Source organism: Sphingopyxis sp., assembly GCF_050725615.1.
Classification (GTDB): Bacteria; Pseudomonadota; Alphaproteobacteria; order Sphingomonadales; family Sphingomonadaceae; genus Sphingopyxis.
Window position 1 is genome coordinate 66176 of sequence record NZ_JBOHHU010000003.1, and the last position, 15225, is coordinate 81400.

Annotated in this window: 18 protein-coding genes; 6 read left to right on the forward strand and 12 right to left on the reverse strand. The window is 65.7% G+C overall.

Translation table 11 applies throughout. The features are described from left to right. Window positions 1-22: 22 nt before the first annotated feature. From ACREB7_RS01340 to ACREB7_RS01350, 3 genes are read right to left on the reverse strand one after another with little or no spacing between them, the layout of a single operon-like run. A complete protein-coding gene (locus tag ACREB7_RS01340; protein WP_431590510.1) occupies window positions 23-1006 on the reverse strand; it encodes an agmatine deiminase family protein in 984 nt (327 codons plus the stop codon). Beyond that, window positions 1003-1677 carry a hypothetical protein gene (locus tag ACREB7_RS01345; protein ID WP_431590511.1) on the reverse strand — a complete coding sequence of 225 codons (675 nt, stop codon included), beginning with the start codon at window positions 1675-1677 and terminating at the stop codon, window positions 1003-1005. The genes ACREB7_RS01340 and ACREB7_RS01345 overlap by 4 nt, the downstream gene beginning before the upstream one ends. A gap of 34 nt (window positions 1678-1711) precedes the next feature. Beyond that, on the reverse strand, window positions 1712-3400 hold the full coding sequence (locus ACREB7_RS01350) for a M28 family metallopeptidase (protein ID WP_431590512.1): 1689 nt from the start codon (window positions 3398-3400) through the stop codon (window positions 1712-1714). A 161-nt stretch (window positions 3401-3561) separates the two neighbouring features. On the opposite strand from ACREB7_RS01350, the gene ACREB7_RS01355 reads away from it, so the two are divergent. The 3 genes from ACREB7_RS01355 (at window position 3562) to ACREB7_RS01365 (ending at window position 8315) form a co-directional block, all read left to right on the forward strand. After that, on the forward strand, window positions 3562-5529 hold the full coding sequence (locus tag ACREB7_RS01355; protein ID WP_431590513.1) for an alpha/beta fold hydrolase: 1968 nt from the start codon (window positions 3562-3564) through the stop codon (window positions 5527-5529). Window positions 5530-5900: 371 nt separating this feature from the next. Beyond that, the gene (locus ACREB7_RS01360) at window positions 5901-7865 is read left to right on the forward strand and encodes a TonB-dependent receptor plug domain-containing protein (RefSeq protein ID WP_431590514.1); all 1965 of its coding nucleotides are present in this window, start codon (window positions 5901-5903) and stop codon (window positions 7863-7865) included. Window positions 7866-7919: 54 nt separating this feature from the next. Next, window positions 7920-8315, forward strand: coding sequence for a MerR family transcriptional regulator (locus ACREB7_RS01365; RefSeq protein ID WP_431590515.1), 396 nt, complete (start codon window positions 7920-7922; stop codon window positions 8313-8315). Between the two features lie 150 nt (window positions 8316-8465). Here the strand turns inward: ACREB7_RS01365 and rpsD are convergent, their stop codons facing one another. Continuing rightward, on the reverse strand, window positions 8466-9077 hold the full coding sequence (gene rpsD / locus ACREB7_RS01370) for a 30S ribosomal protein S4 (RefSeq protein ID WP_431590516.1): 612 nt from the start codon (window positions 9075-9077) through the stop codon (window positions 8466-8468). 210 nt (window positions 9078-9287) lie between these two features. On the opposite strand from rpsD, the gene ACREB7_RS01375 reads away from it, so the two are divergent. Then, complete coding sequence (locus ACREB7_RS01375) at window positions 9288-9605, forward strand: chorismate mutase (RefSeq protein WP_431590517.1); 318 nt, start codon at window positions 9288-9290, stop codon at window positions 9603-9605. A 10-nt stretch (window positions 9606-9615) separates the two neighbouring features. On the opposite strand, the gene ACREB7_RS01380 is transcribed toward ACREB7_RS01375, so the two are convergent. The 7 genes from ACREB7_RS01380 to rpiB form a co-directional block, all read right to left on the reverse strand. Next, a complete protein-coding gene (locus tag ACREB7_RS01380) occupies window positions 9616-9861 on the reverse strand; it encodes a hypothetical protein (protein ID WP_431590518.1) in 246 nt (81 codons plus the stop codon). 145 nt (window positions 9862-10006) lie between these two features. Continuing rightward, window positions 10007-10240: a hypothetical protein gene (locus ACREB7_RS01385; RefSeq protein WP_431590519.1), complete on the reverse strand. Its 234-nt coding sequence runs from the start codon at window positions 10238-10240 to the stop codon at window positions 10007-10009. 32 nt (window positions 10241-10272) lie between these two features. Further along, the gene (locus ACREB7_RS01390; protein ID WP_431590520.1) at window positions 10273-11028 is read right to left on the reverse strand and encodes an RNA methyltransferase; all 756 of its coding nucleotides are present in this window, start codon (window positions 11026-11028) and stop codon (window positions 10273-10275) included. Beyond that, on the reverse strand, window positions 11025-11489 hold the full coding sequence (gene nrdR, locus ACREB7_RS01395; RefSeq protein ID WP_056350659.1) for a transcriptional regulator NrdR: 465 nt from the start codon (window positions 11487-11489) through the stop codon (window positions 11025-11027). Before nrdR ends, ACREB7_RS01390 begins: the two co-directional genes overlap by 4 nt. 3 nt (window positions 11490-11492) lie before the next feature. Next, on the reverse strand, window positions 11493-11711 hold the full coding sequence (locus tag ACREB7_RS01400) for a hypothetical protein (RefSeq protein ID WP_431590521.1): 219 nt from the start codon (window positions 11709-11711) through the stop codon (window positions 11493-11495). Window positions 11712-11715: 4 nt separating this feature from the next. Further along, window positions 11716-13023, reverse strand: a complete 1308-nt coding sequence (gene glyA, locus ACREB7_RS01405; RefSeq protein WP_431590522.1) for a serine hydroxymethyltransferase — start codon at window positions 13021-13023, stop codon at window positions 11716-11718. Beyond that, window positions 13020-13484 (reverse strand): ribose 5-phosphate isomerase B, encoded by a 465-nt coding sequence (rpiB, locus tag ACREB7_RS01410; protein WP_431590523.1) that lies wholly within the window; start codon window positions 13482-13484, stop codon window positions 13020-13022. The genes glyA and rpiB overlap by 4 nt, the downstream gene beginning before the upstream one ends. 112 nt (window positions 13485-13596) lie before the next feature. Here rpiB and ACREB7_RS01415 point away from each other — a divergent pair, with 112 nt between their 5' ends. Next, window positions 13597-13791, forward strand: coding sequence for a hypothetical protein (locus tag ACREB7_RS01415; protein ID WP_431590524.1), 195 nt, complete (start codon window positions 13597-13599; stop codon window positions 13789-13791). After that, complete coding sequence (locus ACREB7_RS01420; RefSeq protein WP_431590525.1) at window positions 13788-14489, forward strand: DUF3667 domain-containing protein; 702 nt, start codon at window positions 13788-13790, stop codon at window positions 14487-14489. Before ACREB7_RS01415 ends, ACREB7_RS01420 begins: the two co-directional genes overlap by 4 nt. Window positions 14490-14493: 4 nt before the next feature. Here ACREB7_RS01420 and ACREB7_RS01425 read toward each other — a convergent pair whose 3' ends face one another. Continuing rightward, the gene (locus ACREB7_RS01425; protein ID WP_037510410.1) at window positions 14494-15150 is read right to left on the reverse strand and encodes an alpha/beta hydrolase; all 657 of its coding nucleotides are present in this window, start codon (window positions 15148-15150) and stop codon (window positions 14494-14496) included. Window positions 15151-15225: the final 75 nt, after the last annotated feature.

The window sequence follows — 15225 nt, forward strand, 5'->3', positions numbered from 1 at the left end:
ATAAGCGGCTTCGCGCGCGATGCTAGGCCGGAAGCTGCTGGCTCGAGCAGTGGAAGCTGCCTCCACCCGCGATAATGCCGAGCGCGGGCACGCCGACCGCGCGGCGACCGGGGAACAGCGCCGCGAGCGCTTCAACCGCCGCCGCGTCATTGGCGACGCCATAGGTCGGGACGACGACCGTGCTATTGCCGATATAGAAGTTCATATAGCTCGCCGCTGCGATCTCGCCGTCGATTTCGACCCGACCGGGCGAGGGGAGGTCAACGATCTCGATGCCGCCGAACGCTTCGGCCCGCGCCCGAGCGTCGGCATAGATCGCGCCGTTGGGGTCGCCGATCCCTGCGGCGACAGGCAGGGCTAGCCGCCCTTCGCCGACGAAGCGCGCCAGATTGTCGACATGGCCGTCGGTATGATCGCCGATCAGCCCGTCGCCGAGCCACAACAGCCGCTTGATGCCCAGCGACTGGTGTAGTCGGACCGCGATATCCTCGCGCGTCAGCGACGGATTGCGGTTGAGGTTGAGCAGGCATTCCTCGGTCGTCACGCACAGTCCGCTGCCATCGACGTCGATGCCGCCACCCTCCAGCACCCAGTCCTGCTCGTCGACCGGAAAGCCCGTCGTCGCGGCGAGCGCGCCGCCGACTTCCTGATCGCCGGGCATGATGAATTTCTCGCCCCACCAGTTGAAGCGAAAATTGCGCGCGCGCCGCGCCGCGCCGCTGCCCGCGATGATCGGCCCGGTGTCGCGCAGCCAGATGTCGCCGAGCGGCTGAACAAGCAGGCGCACGCCGGGATCGACCAGCTTTGCCGCGATCGCCGCCTGATCCTCGTCGTTGACGACCAGCCGCACCTCCTCGCCGCGCCCGCCGTCATGGACGGCGTTGGCGAAGGCGGCGACGTCGCGCCGCGCCGCGTCGATCTGGCCCGACCATTCCTCCGCCATGTGCGGAAAGCCGATCCAGACGGCATCGTGTGGCGCCCATTCGGCGGGCATTTTCATTGTCATGCGACAGTCTCGGAAGCTTCGGGCCGGACGAACGCCGCGCTGAGCACGGCGATCGAAAAGGACAGGGTGAACAGGAAGAGCGCGAGCAGCGGAATAAGGAACAGCCCGCCTTCGAACAATCCCCAACCTTCGACGATCTCGCAATCGTCGATGGCGCGCTGGAAGGGCAGTCCGGTGACGAACACCGCGACCGCGAACGGCGCCGCGAGGATGACACGGTCGCTCCAGTGCAGCAGGCGACCGGCAGGATAGCCGAGGAGGCGCGAGGGGAGCGCGGTGACGACGAGCAGGGCCCAGCCGATCCACGCCCATGGCAGTTGCGGCAACGTGCTCGGCGCGTACATCTTCCCGTCGCCGCACATCGCATTATTGCCCAACCCGTCGAGCCACAGGCCCGCGACCATGATCGCGGTCAGCGCGAGCGCGGCGCCCCACTGCCGCCAGCCGAGGCGCGGCGGCTCGCGGAGCAGGTGGCGTGCCAGTAGCACGATGAACAGGCCGTGCGCGAGCAGCGGCAGGGCGGCGGTCAGAAAACCGGTGATCAGCAGCAGCGGAACCTGCCGCCACACCGCGTCGGGTATCAGCAGCGGAGCGATGAGGGCTGTGCCGTAGAGCAGCACCACGCTCGCGATCGCCAGCCCGATGCCGGGAAAGACCGCGTCCGCCGTCAACCGGACGAGACGCGATCCATTCCCTTGCACCCGCTTATTTCCCGGCGCGCGACTTGTCGCGGGCGGCGCGGAATTCGTCTCCCTTGACCCAGTTCGGCCAGGCATCGGTCATCGCCAGCATCCGTCCGGCGGCATAATAGAGGCGCAGGTCCGACATCATGCCGTCCCAGTTGGTGATCGCCTCATATTCGTCGCCCGGCGCGTGATAGCGGTTCTTTTCATAGTTTTCGGAGGCCTTCTTGCCCGCCTCGACGCCGCCGACGACCAGGTCGTCGCCGCTGCCGAAGTTGAACATCGGGACGCCGAGCTTGGCGAAGCTGAAATGGTCCGACCGGTAATAGAAACCCTTTTCGGGGGTCGGTTCGGCCTTGATCACGCGATTGCTCATCTTGGCGAGCTTTTCGACATAGGCGTCGAGTTCGGACTTGCCGCCACCGACGACGACGATGTCCTTGGTCGGGCCGACCGCATTGAGTGCGTCCATATTCACGCCGCCGACGGTCTGGGCGAGCGGGAAGATCGGGTTTTCGGCATAATATTTCGATCCGAGCAGGCCCGATTCCTCGGCCGTGACCGCGAGGAACACGATGCTCCGGTCGGGCGCGCCGGCGGTCTTGAACGCCTGCGCCAGCGTCACGAGGCCCGCGATACCGCTCGCATTGTCGACCGCGCCGTTGCAGATGTCGTCGCCCGCGACCGGGGTGCAGCGGCCGAGGTGATCCCAATGGCCGGTGTAGAGCACATATTCGTCGGGACGCTTGGCGCCCGGCAGCACGCCGATGACGTTGCGCGACATCTTTTTGGCGATCTGGTTGTCGAAGGAGAAATTCGCCTTCACGCCGGCCAGCGCGACGGACTTGAAGCCCTTGACCTTCGCCGCGTCGCGCAGCTTGTCGAAATCCTGTCCGGCGCTCGCGAAGAGTTCCTTGGCCTTGGCGAGTTGGATCCAGCCGTTGGCGACGGTCTGGCTGGCGCCGCCGTCCTTGCTTTCGGCGAGATATTGGGTGCCGGTGTTGCTGCTTTCGACGACGTTCCAGCCATAGGCGGCGGGTTCGGTGTCGTGGACGATCAGCACCGCTGCGGCGCCCTGGCGCGCCGCTTCCTCATATTTATACGACCAGCGGCCATAATAGGTCATCGCGCGGCCGTTGAATTCGCCCTTGGCCTCCTTGGTCTGCCAGTCGGGATCGTTGACGAGGACGACGACGGTCTTGCCCTTCACATCGAGCCCGGCATAGTCGTTCCAGCCCTTTTCGGGGGCGTTGATGCCATAGCCGACAAAGACGACATCGCTGTCCTTGACCACCGTCTTGGGCTGCACCCGATAGCTGAAGGCGACATAATCCTTGGCATATTGCGCGGTCACCGGGGCCTTGCCGCCGGTGAAGGTCAGCGGCGTCGCGTTCTGCGCGGTGATCTCGACCAGCGGCACATCCTGTGTCCATTGGCCGTTGTTGCCGGGCTTTAGCCCCGCTTCCTGATACTTCTTGATGATATAGGCGACGGTCTTTTCCTCGCCCGGCGTTCCCGGCGCGCGCCCTTCATAGGCGTCGGACGACAATTCCTTGGTCACCTCCTGCAGGGTCTTCAGCGACAGTTCGGGGATCTGGACGTCGGGAATGGCGGTGGCGGCGGCATCGGTGGCTGCCTTGTCGGCGCCGCCGCACGCGGCAAGCGACAGAAGGGCCGCGAGGGCCACAGTGGTTCGGGGGGAACGCAGCATGGAAATGTCCTTGGAAAAGTTTCGTTTGCGACGACCGGGCTTGTGCCAGCCCGATGCGGCGGGTGCAAGCATCGCTGCCGCGCTGCAACCTTTCGTCCTTGGAAATTGCCGGTCGGCCCTCTAGCAAAGGAAAACGGGACCAAAAAACAGGGAGATATCGAATGCGGGGTCGCTGGCTGGGTTTGCTCGGGTTCGGATTGGCGATGGGTTCGGCGCCGGTCTGGGCGCAGGAGGACGAGGTGGCGCGCCGCTTTGGCACGCTGGCCGGCGTCACCCAGGTCAGCCTGTCGCCCGATGGCGCCAAATTGGCGTTCATCGCGCCGAACAAGGGGCAGGCGAACGATCTGTATGTCGTCGATATCGCCGACGGCGCGACACCGCGCCGCATCTTGCGCGCCAGCGGCGATCCCGAAATGCTGTCCTGGTGCCGCTGGGCGACCGACGCGCGGCTCATCTGCCAGGTCGGCGGCCGCCAGAAATATGGCGCGGACATCTATGGCTTCACGACGTTGGTCAGCGTCGATTCGGCGGGCGGCGACGTCCGGACGCTGAGCACGCGGCGCGGCGCCAACGCGCTGGGCCTCGACCTGCGCGGCGGCAGCGTCATCGACTGGCAGCCGGGCCCCGTCGGCAGCGTGCTGGTGATGCGCAGCCATGTCCGCGAGGCCAACCGCGAGTCGGCGTCGCTGATCGTCAAGGATGACGAGGGCATGGGGGTCGATCTGATGGATGCGACCAGCGGCGCGATCAAGGTCGTCGAAAAGCCGCGCCGCGACGCCGTCGAATATATCACCGACGGCAAGGGCAAGGTCCGCATCATGGGGACGCAGGGACAAAAGGGGCAGACCGGCTATGACAGCGGCCTGATCCGCTATTTCTTCAAATCGGGCCAGGGCGGCGACTGGCAAACGCTGTCCGCCGTCAATGTCCTGACCAACGAGGGGTTCGACCCCGTCACCGTCGACGCCGCGACCGATCGCGCCATCGGTTTCGCCAAGGTCGACGGCCGCCTGGCGGTCAGTTCGGTCCGGCTCGACGGGACCGGGCGCGGCGATATCTTGTTCCGGCACCCCGAGGTCGATGTCGACGGGCTGGTCCGCGTCGGGCGCGAGCGCCGCGTGGTCGGGGCGACATATGCGACCGATCGCCGCAAGATGGTGACCACCGACACCAAGGTGGCGGCGATGGCGGGGGCGCTGTCCAAGGCGCTCGGCGGCCGCGAGGTCTATTTCCTCGATGCCTCGGCGGACGAGAGCCAGTGGCTGGTCTGGGCGGGGTCGGACGTCGATGCCGGCCGTTATTATCGCTACACCCCCGCCGCGAAGCAGCTTCGCCCGCTGCTCGAGGAGCGCCCGATGCTCGCCGACCAGACGCTCTCGCCGGTCAAGGCGATCCAGTATCCGGCCGCCGACGGCACGATGATCCCGGGCTATCTGACGCTGCCGCCGGGGCGCACCGACGCAAAGGGTCTGCCTGCGATCGTCATGCCGCACGGCGGGCCGTCGTCGCGCGACGAATGGGGTTTCGACTGGCTGTCGCAATATTTCGCGGCGCGCGGTTTCGCGGTGGTCCAGCCCAATTATCGCGGCTCGTCGGGCTATGGCGACCAATGGTATCAGAACAACGGCTTCCAGTCGTGGCGGACCGCGATCGGCGATGTGAGCGACGCCGGGCGCTGGCTGGTCAAGGAAGGCGCCGACCCGGCGAAGCTGTCGATCGTCGGCTGGTCCTATGGCGGTTATGCGGCGCTGCAATCGGGGGTGGTGGCGCCCGACCTGTTCCGTTCGATCGTCGCGATCGCGCCGGTGACCGACCTCGCCGAGCTGAAACTGGAAGCCGACAAATATACGTCGGGTTCGATCACCCGCGATTTCATCGGCTCGGGTCCGCACGTCCGCGAAGGGTCGCCGGCGCAGAATGCCGCAAAAATCGCGGTTCCGGTGCTGATGTTCCACGGCACGCTCGACCAGAATGTCGATATCGAACAGGCGCGGATGATGAAGCGGGCGCTGACCGCATCGGGCAAGAGCGTCGAGCTGGTCGAATATCCCGGGCTGGCGCACAGCCTTACCGACGGCGACGCGCGGACCGCGATGCTGGGGCGCATCACGACCTTCCTGTCGCGCTGATCCAAGCGGGTAGCGGCGCACAAGGATCAAGCGCGACGGCCGCCATAGGGATCTAATATTGGCATAAGCCTGGCCAAACCACTGCGTCCGGACAGGTGGTCGGGGAGAAACAGGATATCGGGGAAAAGCGAATGGTGATGCCCCGGCTTGGGCCAGCCGGGGCAGGGGGATGCGAGGGTGGGGCCAGGACTCGTATACAGCGCTGACTTTGATGGTTTTCTGTCGGCTGGCTTCCGGATTGCAAGCGGCCTTTCAGCGAGAGCATGACGAAGTTCAAACGGCGCTTGACCTTGTAGCCACTTCAACCTTTATGGCGCCACCGGTTGGCCGCGTGATGCGCGGCCGGATAATATCCAACCGGAGTTACCGACTTGAAATCCTCCAACATCCTGCTCGTCGCAGCGACCGCGATGACGCCGAGCCCGTTGCTCTGGACGCCCATTGCTCATGCGCAGGAGCAGCACGAAGAGGTGGAGGAAGGCGAAGAGGATATCGTCGTGCAGGCGACGCGCTCGGGCCGCCGCGTGCAGGACGAGGTGATCCGCGTCGAAGTGATCGGCCGCGAGGAAATCGAAGAAAAATTGCTGATGACGCCGGGCAATGTCTCGATGCTCGTCGCCGAAACGCCGGGCGTACGTGTGCAGGTCACCTCGCCCGCGCTCGGATCGTCGAATATCCGCATGCAGGGCATGTCGGGACGCTACACGCAGTTGCTCTCCGATGGCCTGCCGCTCTACGGTGGTCAGCCATCCTCGATCGGCTTGTTGCAGATTCCCCCAACCGACCTCGGACAGGTCGAGGTGATCAAGGGCTCGGCATCCGCACTTTACGGCCCCTCGGCGCTCGGCGGCTTCATCAACCTCGTCTCGCGCCGCCCAACGGCAGACGCGGAAGCCGAATTGCTGCTCAACGCAACGACCCGCGACGGGCAGGACGTCACCGGCTACACATCGGGACCGCTGGGCGCCAACTGGAGCTATTCGCTCACCGGCGGATATCATCGCCAGACGCGCAAGGATCTCGACGATGACGGCTGGATCGACATGCCGGGCTTCGACCGCTGGACGGTCCGCCCGCGTCTCTTCTGGGAAGGCGACGATGGCGCGACCGCGCTCGTCACCGTCGGCGCGACGCACGAAGGTCGCACCGGCGGCACGCTCGCCGGCCGCACCGCGCCCGACGGCCAGCCTTTTCCGCTGACGCAGGACAGTCGCCGTCTCGACGCCGGGCTCGTCACCGAATTTCCAGTCGAGAATCTCGGCAAGATCGGCGTCCGCGCGTCGGCGATGACGCAGCGCCACCGCCAGTTGTTCGGCACCAGCGCCGAAACCGACAAGCAGCACACATTCTTCGCCGAAACCTCGCTCGCGGGGACAAGCGGGCCGACGAACTGGCTCGCGGGGGCTGCCTTCCAGGCCGACCTCTATCGCTCGCGCGCCTTCCCGGGCTTCGACTACAGCTACACCGTCCCCGGCCTGTTCGGACAGGTCGAACAGGAACTGACCGACGAGTTGCTGATCGCGGGCAGCGCGCGCGTCGATTTTCACAGCGACTATGGCACGCGGTTCAGTCCGCGTCTGTCGGCGCTTTATCGTCCCGGCCAGTGGACGATCCGCGCCTCGCTCGGCAAGGGCTTCTATGCGCCCACCCCCTTCGTCGACGAGATCGAGGCAGCGGGCCTGTCGCGCCTCGAACCGCTCGGCCCGCTCAAGGCCGAAACGGCAAAAACCGCCTCGCTCGACTTCGGCTATGCCAAGGGACCGATCGAAGCGAGCTTCACGCTTTTCGCCTCGGACATCGACAATGCGGTCCAGCTACAGAATGTCGATACGGACACGGTTCGCCTCGTCAACGCCATCGGAACCGCGCGCGCGCGCGGCGGCGAACTGATGCTGCGCTACCGCTGGCAGGGCTTCTCGGTCACCGGCAGCTATGTCTTTGTCGATGCCAGCGAATCCGACCCGTCGGGCACCGGCCGCCGCACGACGCCGCGCACGCCGCGTCACACCGCCGGGCTCGTCGGCATGTGGGAGGAACATGGCAAGGGGCGCATCGGGATCGAAGCCTATTATACCGGCCGCCAGCAGCTCGACGACAATCCCTATCGCACGCGCAGCCGTCCCTATTTCGAACTCGGCGCGCTCGGCGAAATCACGTTCGGCAAGGTCAGCCTGTTCGTGAATGCCGAAAACATCCTCGACATCCGGCAGACCAAATATGATTCGCTCCTGCTGCCGCAACGCGCGCCCGACGGCAGCTGGACGGTCGACGCATGGGCGCCGACGGACGGCTTCGTCGTCAATGGCGGCATCCGCTTCAAATTCGGCGGACATTGAACCTTCGCGCACGAGCGCCTACGCCGGCCTTGTAGAAACTATAAGGTTGGCATCATGCATATCGGCGAATTGGCTCGTCTGGCGGGAACGAGAACGGAGACGATCCGCTTCTACGAAAAGGAGGGCCTCCTCCCGCCCCCGGCCCGGACGCCGGCGAACTATCGAAGCTATGGCGGCGAGCACCGCCAACGCCTGTCGTTCATCCGGCGCGCCCGCGATCTCGGTTTTCCCCTCGACGATGTGCGCGAGCTGCTCGCGCTCGCGGACGATCGGGGCCGGCCTTGCGACGCGGTTGACGAGATCGCTACGCGGCACCTTGAGGAGATCGATGCCAAGATCGCAGATCTGGGCAAGATGCGCACCGAGCTTAGCCGGATGCTGACGACCTGCCAGCAAGGCACGATCGACGATTGCCGGATCATTGAAACGCTCGGGCCGGAACCGGCTTAAGTTATCCGGCCGCAGCGTGCCCGGTTGCCTTGGCTAATTTCGGACAGCCCTTCACGCTAGGCCAGCGGCAATCTGCTCCATTCGCAGCCAACGAAAAAGGGGCGGCCCGTTGCCGGACCGCCCCATTGTTCTGTGCGATGAACCGCTGGATCAGCGCGAATAGAATTCGACGACCAGATTGGGTTCCATCTTCACCGGATAGGGGACTTCGTCCAGCGTGGGTACGCGGACATAGGTCGCCTTGGTGCCGTCGATGGCGAGATATTCGGGCAGGTCGCGCTCGGGCAGGCTCTGCGCTTCGGCGACCAGCGCCATTTCCTGCGCCTTCTTGCCGAGGGTGACTTCGTCACCCGGCTTCACGAGGCGGCTGGCGATGTTGCACTTCACGCCGTTCACATAGACGTGGCCATGGCTGACGAGCTGGCGGGCCGAGAAGATCGTCGGGGTGAACTTGGCGCGATAGACGACCGCGTCGAGGCGGCGCTCGAGCAGGCCGATCAGGTTCTGGCCGGTGTCGCCCTTCATGCGGCTGGCTTCGAAATAGTTCTTCTTGAACTGCTTCTCGGTGATGTCGCCGTAATAGCCCTTCAGCTTCTGCTTCGCGCGGAGCTGGATGCCGAAGTCGGACACCTTGCCCTTGCGGCGCTGGCCGTGCTGGCCGGGGCCATATTCGCGGCGGTTGACCGGGCTCTTCGGGCGACCCCAGATGTTTTCACCCATCCGGCGGTCGAGTTTATACTTGGCGCTCTGGCGCTTCGACATTTGTCGTCTCCAACTTGCTGTGTGCCGAAGGATTTCGGCGGTTCCCGGGTCGCACCATATGGGCAGAGCCATATGCGACCGCCGCTTCACCGGGGTGCGGGGTCCATTGCGAAGGCGCGCGGTTAGACGGGGGGAGGGGCAAAGTCAAGCGTTGCGGCGCTGGCGGGACGATGGGTCGACAGCCGAGAAAAAGCCGCTAAAGCCGCGCGCATGACCGCTGCCAAATCCCCCGAAACCTGCGAAACGATGATCGACGTCCGTGCCGGGGTCGATCAGGTCGACCGCGAACTCGTCGCGCTGCTTGTCCGCCGGTTCGGCTATATGGACGCCGCCGCGCGCATCAAGGCGGACCGCAATATCGTCCGGGACGAGGCGCGCAAGGCGCAGGTGCTCGACAATGTGGCGCGCGAAGCCGAAGCCGCCGGGCTGGAACCCGCGCGGCTGCGTGCGGTGTGGAACGAACTGGTCGAACAGTCGATCGCGTATGAAATGACGCGCTGGGACCGGATCCGCGCGGACCCGGCCTGACGCGTCGGCTTCAGTTGGTGCTGTTGCCGGCGGGCTTGCCCGAGGCGGTATTGGCCGCATCGGTTTCGACCTTCGGCACCTCGACGGTGCGGCAAACGCGCTTGGGCACGGTGCTGCCGGTCATCTCGATCTTCTGACAAACCTTCTTGGGCTTGGCGGGTTTCGCCGGCTGAGCCTGCTGGCTGCCGATCGGTTCGGCCGCTGCGGCGTCCATCGAGGCGGACGACAGCGCAAGCGAAAGCAATAACGTCAACATAGGGTCAAATCTCCAGGAGAATGCCGCCGTCTATGGCGATATGCCGATTTCGCCAAGGAAAAATGGTGCGTCGCATCATTCTCCCCCTATCTCACGGATCGACGGACGCGCCGGAAACCGGGTCCGCCGACGGCGTCCGGCGGCGTCAGTTCTTGTCGCTGCCGCTCAGTTTCTTGCTCATCGAATCGGCCTGACGATCCCAATCGGCCTGCGTGCGGCACTCGCGCTGCGGCAGGCGGCTGCCGGTGTCGGCAATACGGCGGCAGATCAGCTTCGGCTTGGCCTTTTCGGCGGTCGCGGTGGTTTCCGTCGCAGGCTGATTCGTCGCGCTGTCGGCGGCGGTGGCGGCGAGCGCCAGGGAGAGAATAAGGGAAAGCATGAATATCGAACTCCAGGGAGGATGGCCGCGCATTATCGCGATCGGGGCGTCCTGCCAAGTATCGTTACGATTCCATGCATCATCCTGATATCATTATACGACCATCCGGTCTTGGTCAGCATCGTTCGCAGCGCGCGCAACGTCGACGCCTTGCGGTCGACCGGAAAGAAATAGCCGGCGGCGTCGAGGTCGCGGACGAAATGCTGGATCAATTCTTCATATTCGGCGTGCGGCGCGACGGGGTCGAGCGGCGCTTCGGGCGGGCTCGCCAGCGCCTCTCCCTTCGACCATTCATAAGCGAGCAGGATCACCGCCTGCGCGAGGTTCAGCGATCCGAATTCGGGATTGATCGGCACCGTGACGATGCTGTGCGCGAGCGCGACATCGTCGGTTTCAAGCCCCGAGCGTTCGGCGCCGAAGACATAGGCCGACCGCCCGGCGGTCGCGCGAACCTGACGCGCCGCATCCTCCGGCGTGAGCACCGGCTTGGACACGCCGCGCTTGCGGACGGTGGTCGCATAGATGTGGGTGCAATCGGCCGTCGCGGCGGCGAGGCTGTCGAAAACCCGCGCCTGCGCCAGCACGATATCGGCGCCCGAGGCGGCCGGACCCGCGTCGGGGTTCGGCCAGCCGTCGCGCGGCGTCACCAGCCGCAGTTCGGTCAGCCCGAAGTTGAGCATCGCGCGCGCCGCCTTGCCGATATTCTCGCCGAGTTGCGGGCGGACGAGGACGATGACGGGGGGCGGGGCGGCGGGCGGCGGGGCTCCGGGGGCGTTTTCGGTGCTCACCCCTTGTGCGCCGCCTCGTTGATCGTCGAGGCGAATTCCTCGAAGTCCTTGGCCTCGGTGAATTCGCGATAGACGCTGGCGAAGCGGATATAGGCGACGCTGTCGAAGCCCTTGAGCGCTTCCATCACCATGCCGCCGATCTGCGAGGCCTTGACCTCATTGTCGCCCGAGGTTTCGAGCTGGCGCTGGATGCCCGACACCAGCCGCTCGATGCGCGCGGCGTCGATCGGGCGCTTGCGGCACGCGATCTGGACGCTGCGCATCAATTTCTCGCGGTCGAAGGGTTCTCGGCCGCCGTCGGCCTTGAGCACCGCGACTTCGCGCAGCTGAATCCGCTCGAAGGTGGTGAAGCGCGCGCCGCAGTCCTCGCACTGGCGGCGCCGCCGGATCGCCGCGCCGTCCTCGGTCGGACGGCTGTCCTTCACCTGACTGTCTTCATGGCCGCAATAGGGACAACGCATCGGTCAGCGACGCACCCGCATGAGCAGCGCGATCGCCGCGCCGATGAACAGGCCGACCGGCCAGCTGATCGCGTCGAGTAGCAGCCCGGCCGCCGCGCCGATGCCGCCGCCGATCAGCACCGGCTTGGTCGACGGATGCGCCATGCCCTGCTTGCCCATCGCCTTGATCTCTTCGATCGTCAGCTCGGCAAGCGTCGGTTCTTCGGGGTGCTGGCGCGCCATCGGATCAGCCCTGATAGATCGGGAAGCGTTCGCACAGCGCGCGGACGCGCTTGCGGACGTCGGCCTCGACATCGGCGTCGCCATGCTCGCCCTTGTCGCGCAAAGCTTCGAGCACGTCGGCGACCATGTCGCCAATGTCCTCGAACTCGGCGATGCCGAAACCGCGCGTCGTGCCGGCGGGCGAGCCGACGCGGATGCCGCTGGTCTTGACCGGGGGCAGCGGGTCGAAGGGCACGCCATTCTTGTTGCAGGTGATCGCCGAGCGTTCGAGCGCTTCATCGGCGTCGCGGCCGGTGATGCCGAGCGGGCGGAGGTCGATGAGCGCGAGATGCGTGTCGGTGCCGCCCGCGACGACATCGGCGCCGCGCGCCTTCAGCCGGTTGGCGAGCGCCTGCGCGTTGGCGATCGTCGCCTTGGCATAATCCTTGAACTCGGGGCGCAGCGCTTCGCCGAAGGCCACGGCTTTTGCGGCGATGACATGCATCAGCGGGCCGCCCTGCAGCCCGGGGAAGACCGCCGAATTGATGCGCTTGGCGATCGCCTCGTCATTGGTCAGGATCATGCCGCCGCGCGGGCCGCGCAGCGTCTTGTGCGTCGTCGTGGTGACGACATGCGCATGCTCCATCGGCGAGGGATGCGCGCCGCCGGCGACGAGGCCCGCGAAATGCGCCATGTCGACCATCAGCAGTGCGCCGACGTCATCGGCGATGGCGCGGAAGCGCGCGAAGTCGAGCGTGCGCGGATAAGCCGAACCGCCCGCGATGATGAGCGCGGGGCGATGTTCCCTGGCCAGCGCCTCGACCTGGTCGAAATCGACGAGATGATCGTCGGGGCGCACGCCGTACTGCACCGCGTTGAACCATTTGCCCGACATCGCGGGCGGCGCGCCGTGGGTCAGGTGACCGCCGGCGTCGAGGCTCATGCCGAGGATCGTCGCGCCGGGCTTGGTCAGCGCCAGCATCACCGCGCCGTTCGCCTGCGCGCCCGAGTGCGGCTGGACATTGGCGAAATTGCAGTCGAACAGCTTCTTGGCGCGGTCGATCGCGAGCGTCTCGACCTCGTCCGACGGCGCGCAGCCCTGATAATAGCGGCGGCCCGGATAACCTTCGGCATATTTGTTGGTGAAGACCGAACCCTGCGCTTCGAGCACCGCTTTCGAGACGATATTCTCCGACGCGATCAGCTCGATCTGATATTGTTCGCGCTCCATCTCATGCTTCATCGCCGCCGCGACCGCGGGATCGGTGGTGCCGACGCCGTCGGTGAAATAACCGGCCGATTTGATGGGCTTGTCGAGCGTTTCTGTGGTCATCGGCTGGTCTCCAATTGGGCCAAATTGAAAGGAGGCTGGGAAAGCTTGTCGACGCGGCGCGCGTGCCGGTCGCCGGCGAAATCGGTGGTGAGGAAGGCGTCGAGGCACGCCTTGGCCATGTCGATGCCGGTCAGCCGCGCGCCCATCGCGATGACATTGGCGTCATTATGCTGGCGCGACAGGCTGGCCGACAGCGGCTCGCTGACCAGCGCGCAGCGGCACGCCGGGTTGCGGTTGACCGAGATCGAGATGCCGATGCCCGAACCGCAGAGCGCGACGCCCTTTTCGGCGCGGCCGCTCGCGACCGCCTCGGCGAGCGCATAGCCGTAATCGGGATAATCGACGCTGTCGGGACCGTTGGTGCCAAGGTCTTCGACGGCGTGTCCGGCCGCGCGCAGCCAGTCCGCAAGCTGGGCTTTCAGCTCATAGGCGGCATGATCGGAGGCAATGGCGATGCGCATGATGCGGCTCCCGCGAGGCTGGAGGGAATCGATGAGCGGCCTTTAGGCGAAGGCGCGCGGATTGGCCATAAGCGAGGTGGCAAATTTGTGACGCCGACGATAAAGCCGCCCTATGCTCGAAACCATGATGTCCGTGCTGATGCTGACAGGCCTCATCCTGATCGGCGGCGCTATCTTCGTTTTTCGTGGGGGCGACCGCCGCCGCGCGCTGTTGATGATCGTCGCGGCGCTGGTGATGTTCACCAATGTCGCCATCTGGCTGGTGCCGGGGCCGGAAACCGCGGTGAAAGGCGATCGCGCCGAATGAGCGACGCATGCGCCCACCGGCAGGTTGGGCGTTTCTGTCCCGACTGCGGCAAGGATTTGCGGCCCGAGCCGATCGACCGTCGCGCCGTGGTGGACGAGCTGGTCGGGAACTGGTGGGAAAAGGGCGTCCTGCAAACGCTGCTCGGCCTGTTCATCCGGCCCGGCGTATTGATCCGCCGTTATATCGAGCGCGACCGCGACATCCTCGTCAAGGCGGTGCCCTATATCGCGGTCGCCCTGGCGCTGAACTATGCGCTCCGCGCGCGCTTCCTGCCTGGCAGTACGAAGACCGATCTCTCGGTAATCGAGATGCTGCAGAACGAGCCGCTGATCATCCCGCTGCTCTCGGCGGCGATTTCGGCGCTCGTGCTGCACTTCATCTTCTATCGCGGCGCGTCCGCCGGACTGTTCGGCACGATGGTCATGCGGCTCTATGTGCTGGCGCAGGCGACCCTGCTCGCGCTGTTCGCCGACCTTGTAATGCAAATATTCCTCGCCGACCGCAGCATTGGCCGCAATCTGGCGCGCCTGACGCTCGGCCTCGGCTTCACCATCTTCGCGGTGCGGCAGTTTTACGCGGGCGAGGGGCGCGGCGGCTGGATTCGCGCGGTCGCCGCCGTAATTTGCGGCGAACTCGCGCTGATCCTGTTCGTCTATATGCCCGCCGCGATGATCGAGCAGGCGGGCCTGCTCGACTGACGCGTCAGCGGATCGGCGAATCGGGAGCGAGCCGCATATCCAGATAGTTATCGAGCGACTTCATCAACTGGTCGAGTTCATGCTCGAAGAAGTGATTGGCGCGGGGGATCTCATCGTGATGGATGGTGATGCCCTTTTGCGTGCGCAGCTTGTCGACCAGCTTCTGCACCGCCGACGGCGGCACGATCTCGTCCTGCCCGCCCGCGACGATGATGCCCGACGAAGGGCAGGGAGCAAGGAAGCTGAAGTCGTACATGTTCGCCGGCGGCGCGACCGACAGGAAGCCGCGGATCTCGGGGCGGCGCATCAACAGCTGCATGCCGATCCACGCGCCGAAGCTGAAGCCGGCGATCCAGGTCGTCTGCGCCTCGGGGTGGATCGACTGCACCCAGTCGAGCGCCGATGCCGCATCGCTGAGTTCGCCGATGCCATTGTCGAACGTGCCCTGGCTGCGGCCGACGCCGCGGAAGTTGAAGCGCAGCACCGCGAAACCGCGCGCGACGAAGCTTTTGTACATCGCCTGGGTGATGCGGTCGTTCATCGTGCCGCCGCCCTGCGGATGCGGGTGCAGGATCAGCGCGACCGGCGCGCGCGGACGCGGCGGGGGCGAGAAACGGCCTTCGATACGGCCTTCGGGGCCGGGGAAAATCACGTCGGGCATCGGAGCACCTCTTGTCTTTTGTGGCTGACCGCCGAATCGCCGGGCTGGCAGGGTGGCGGAGCGAAGGCGCGGCCT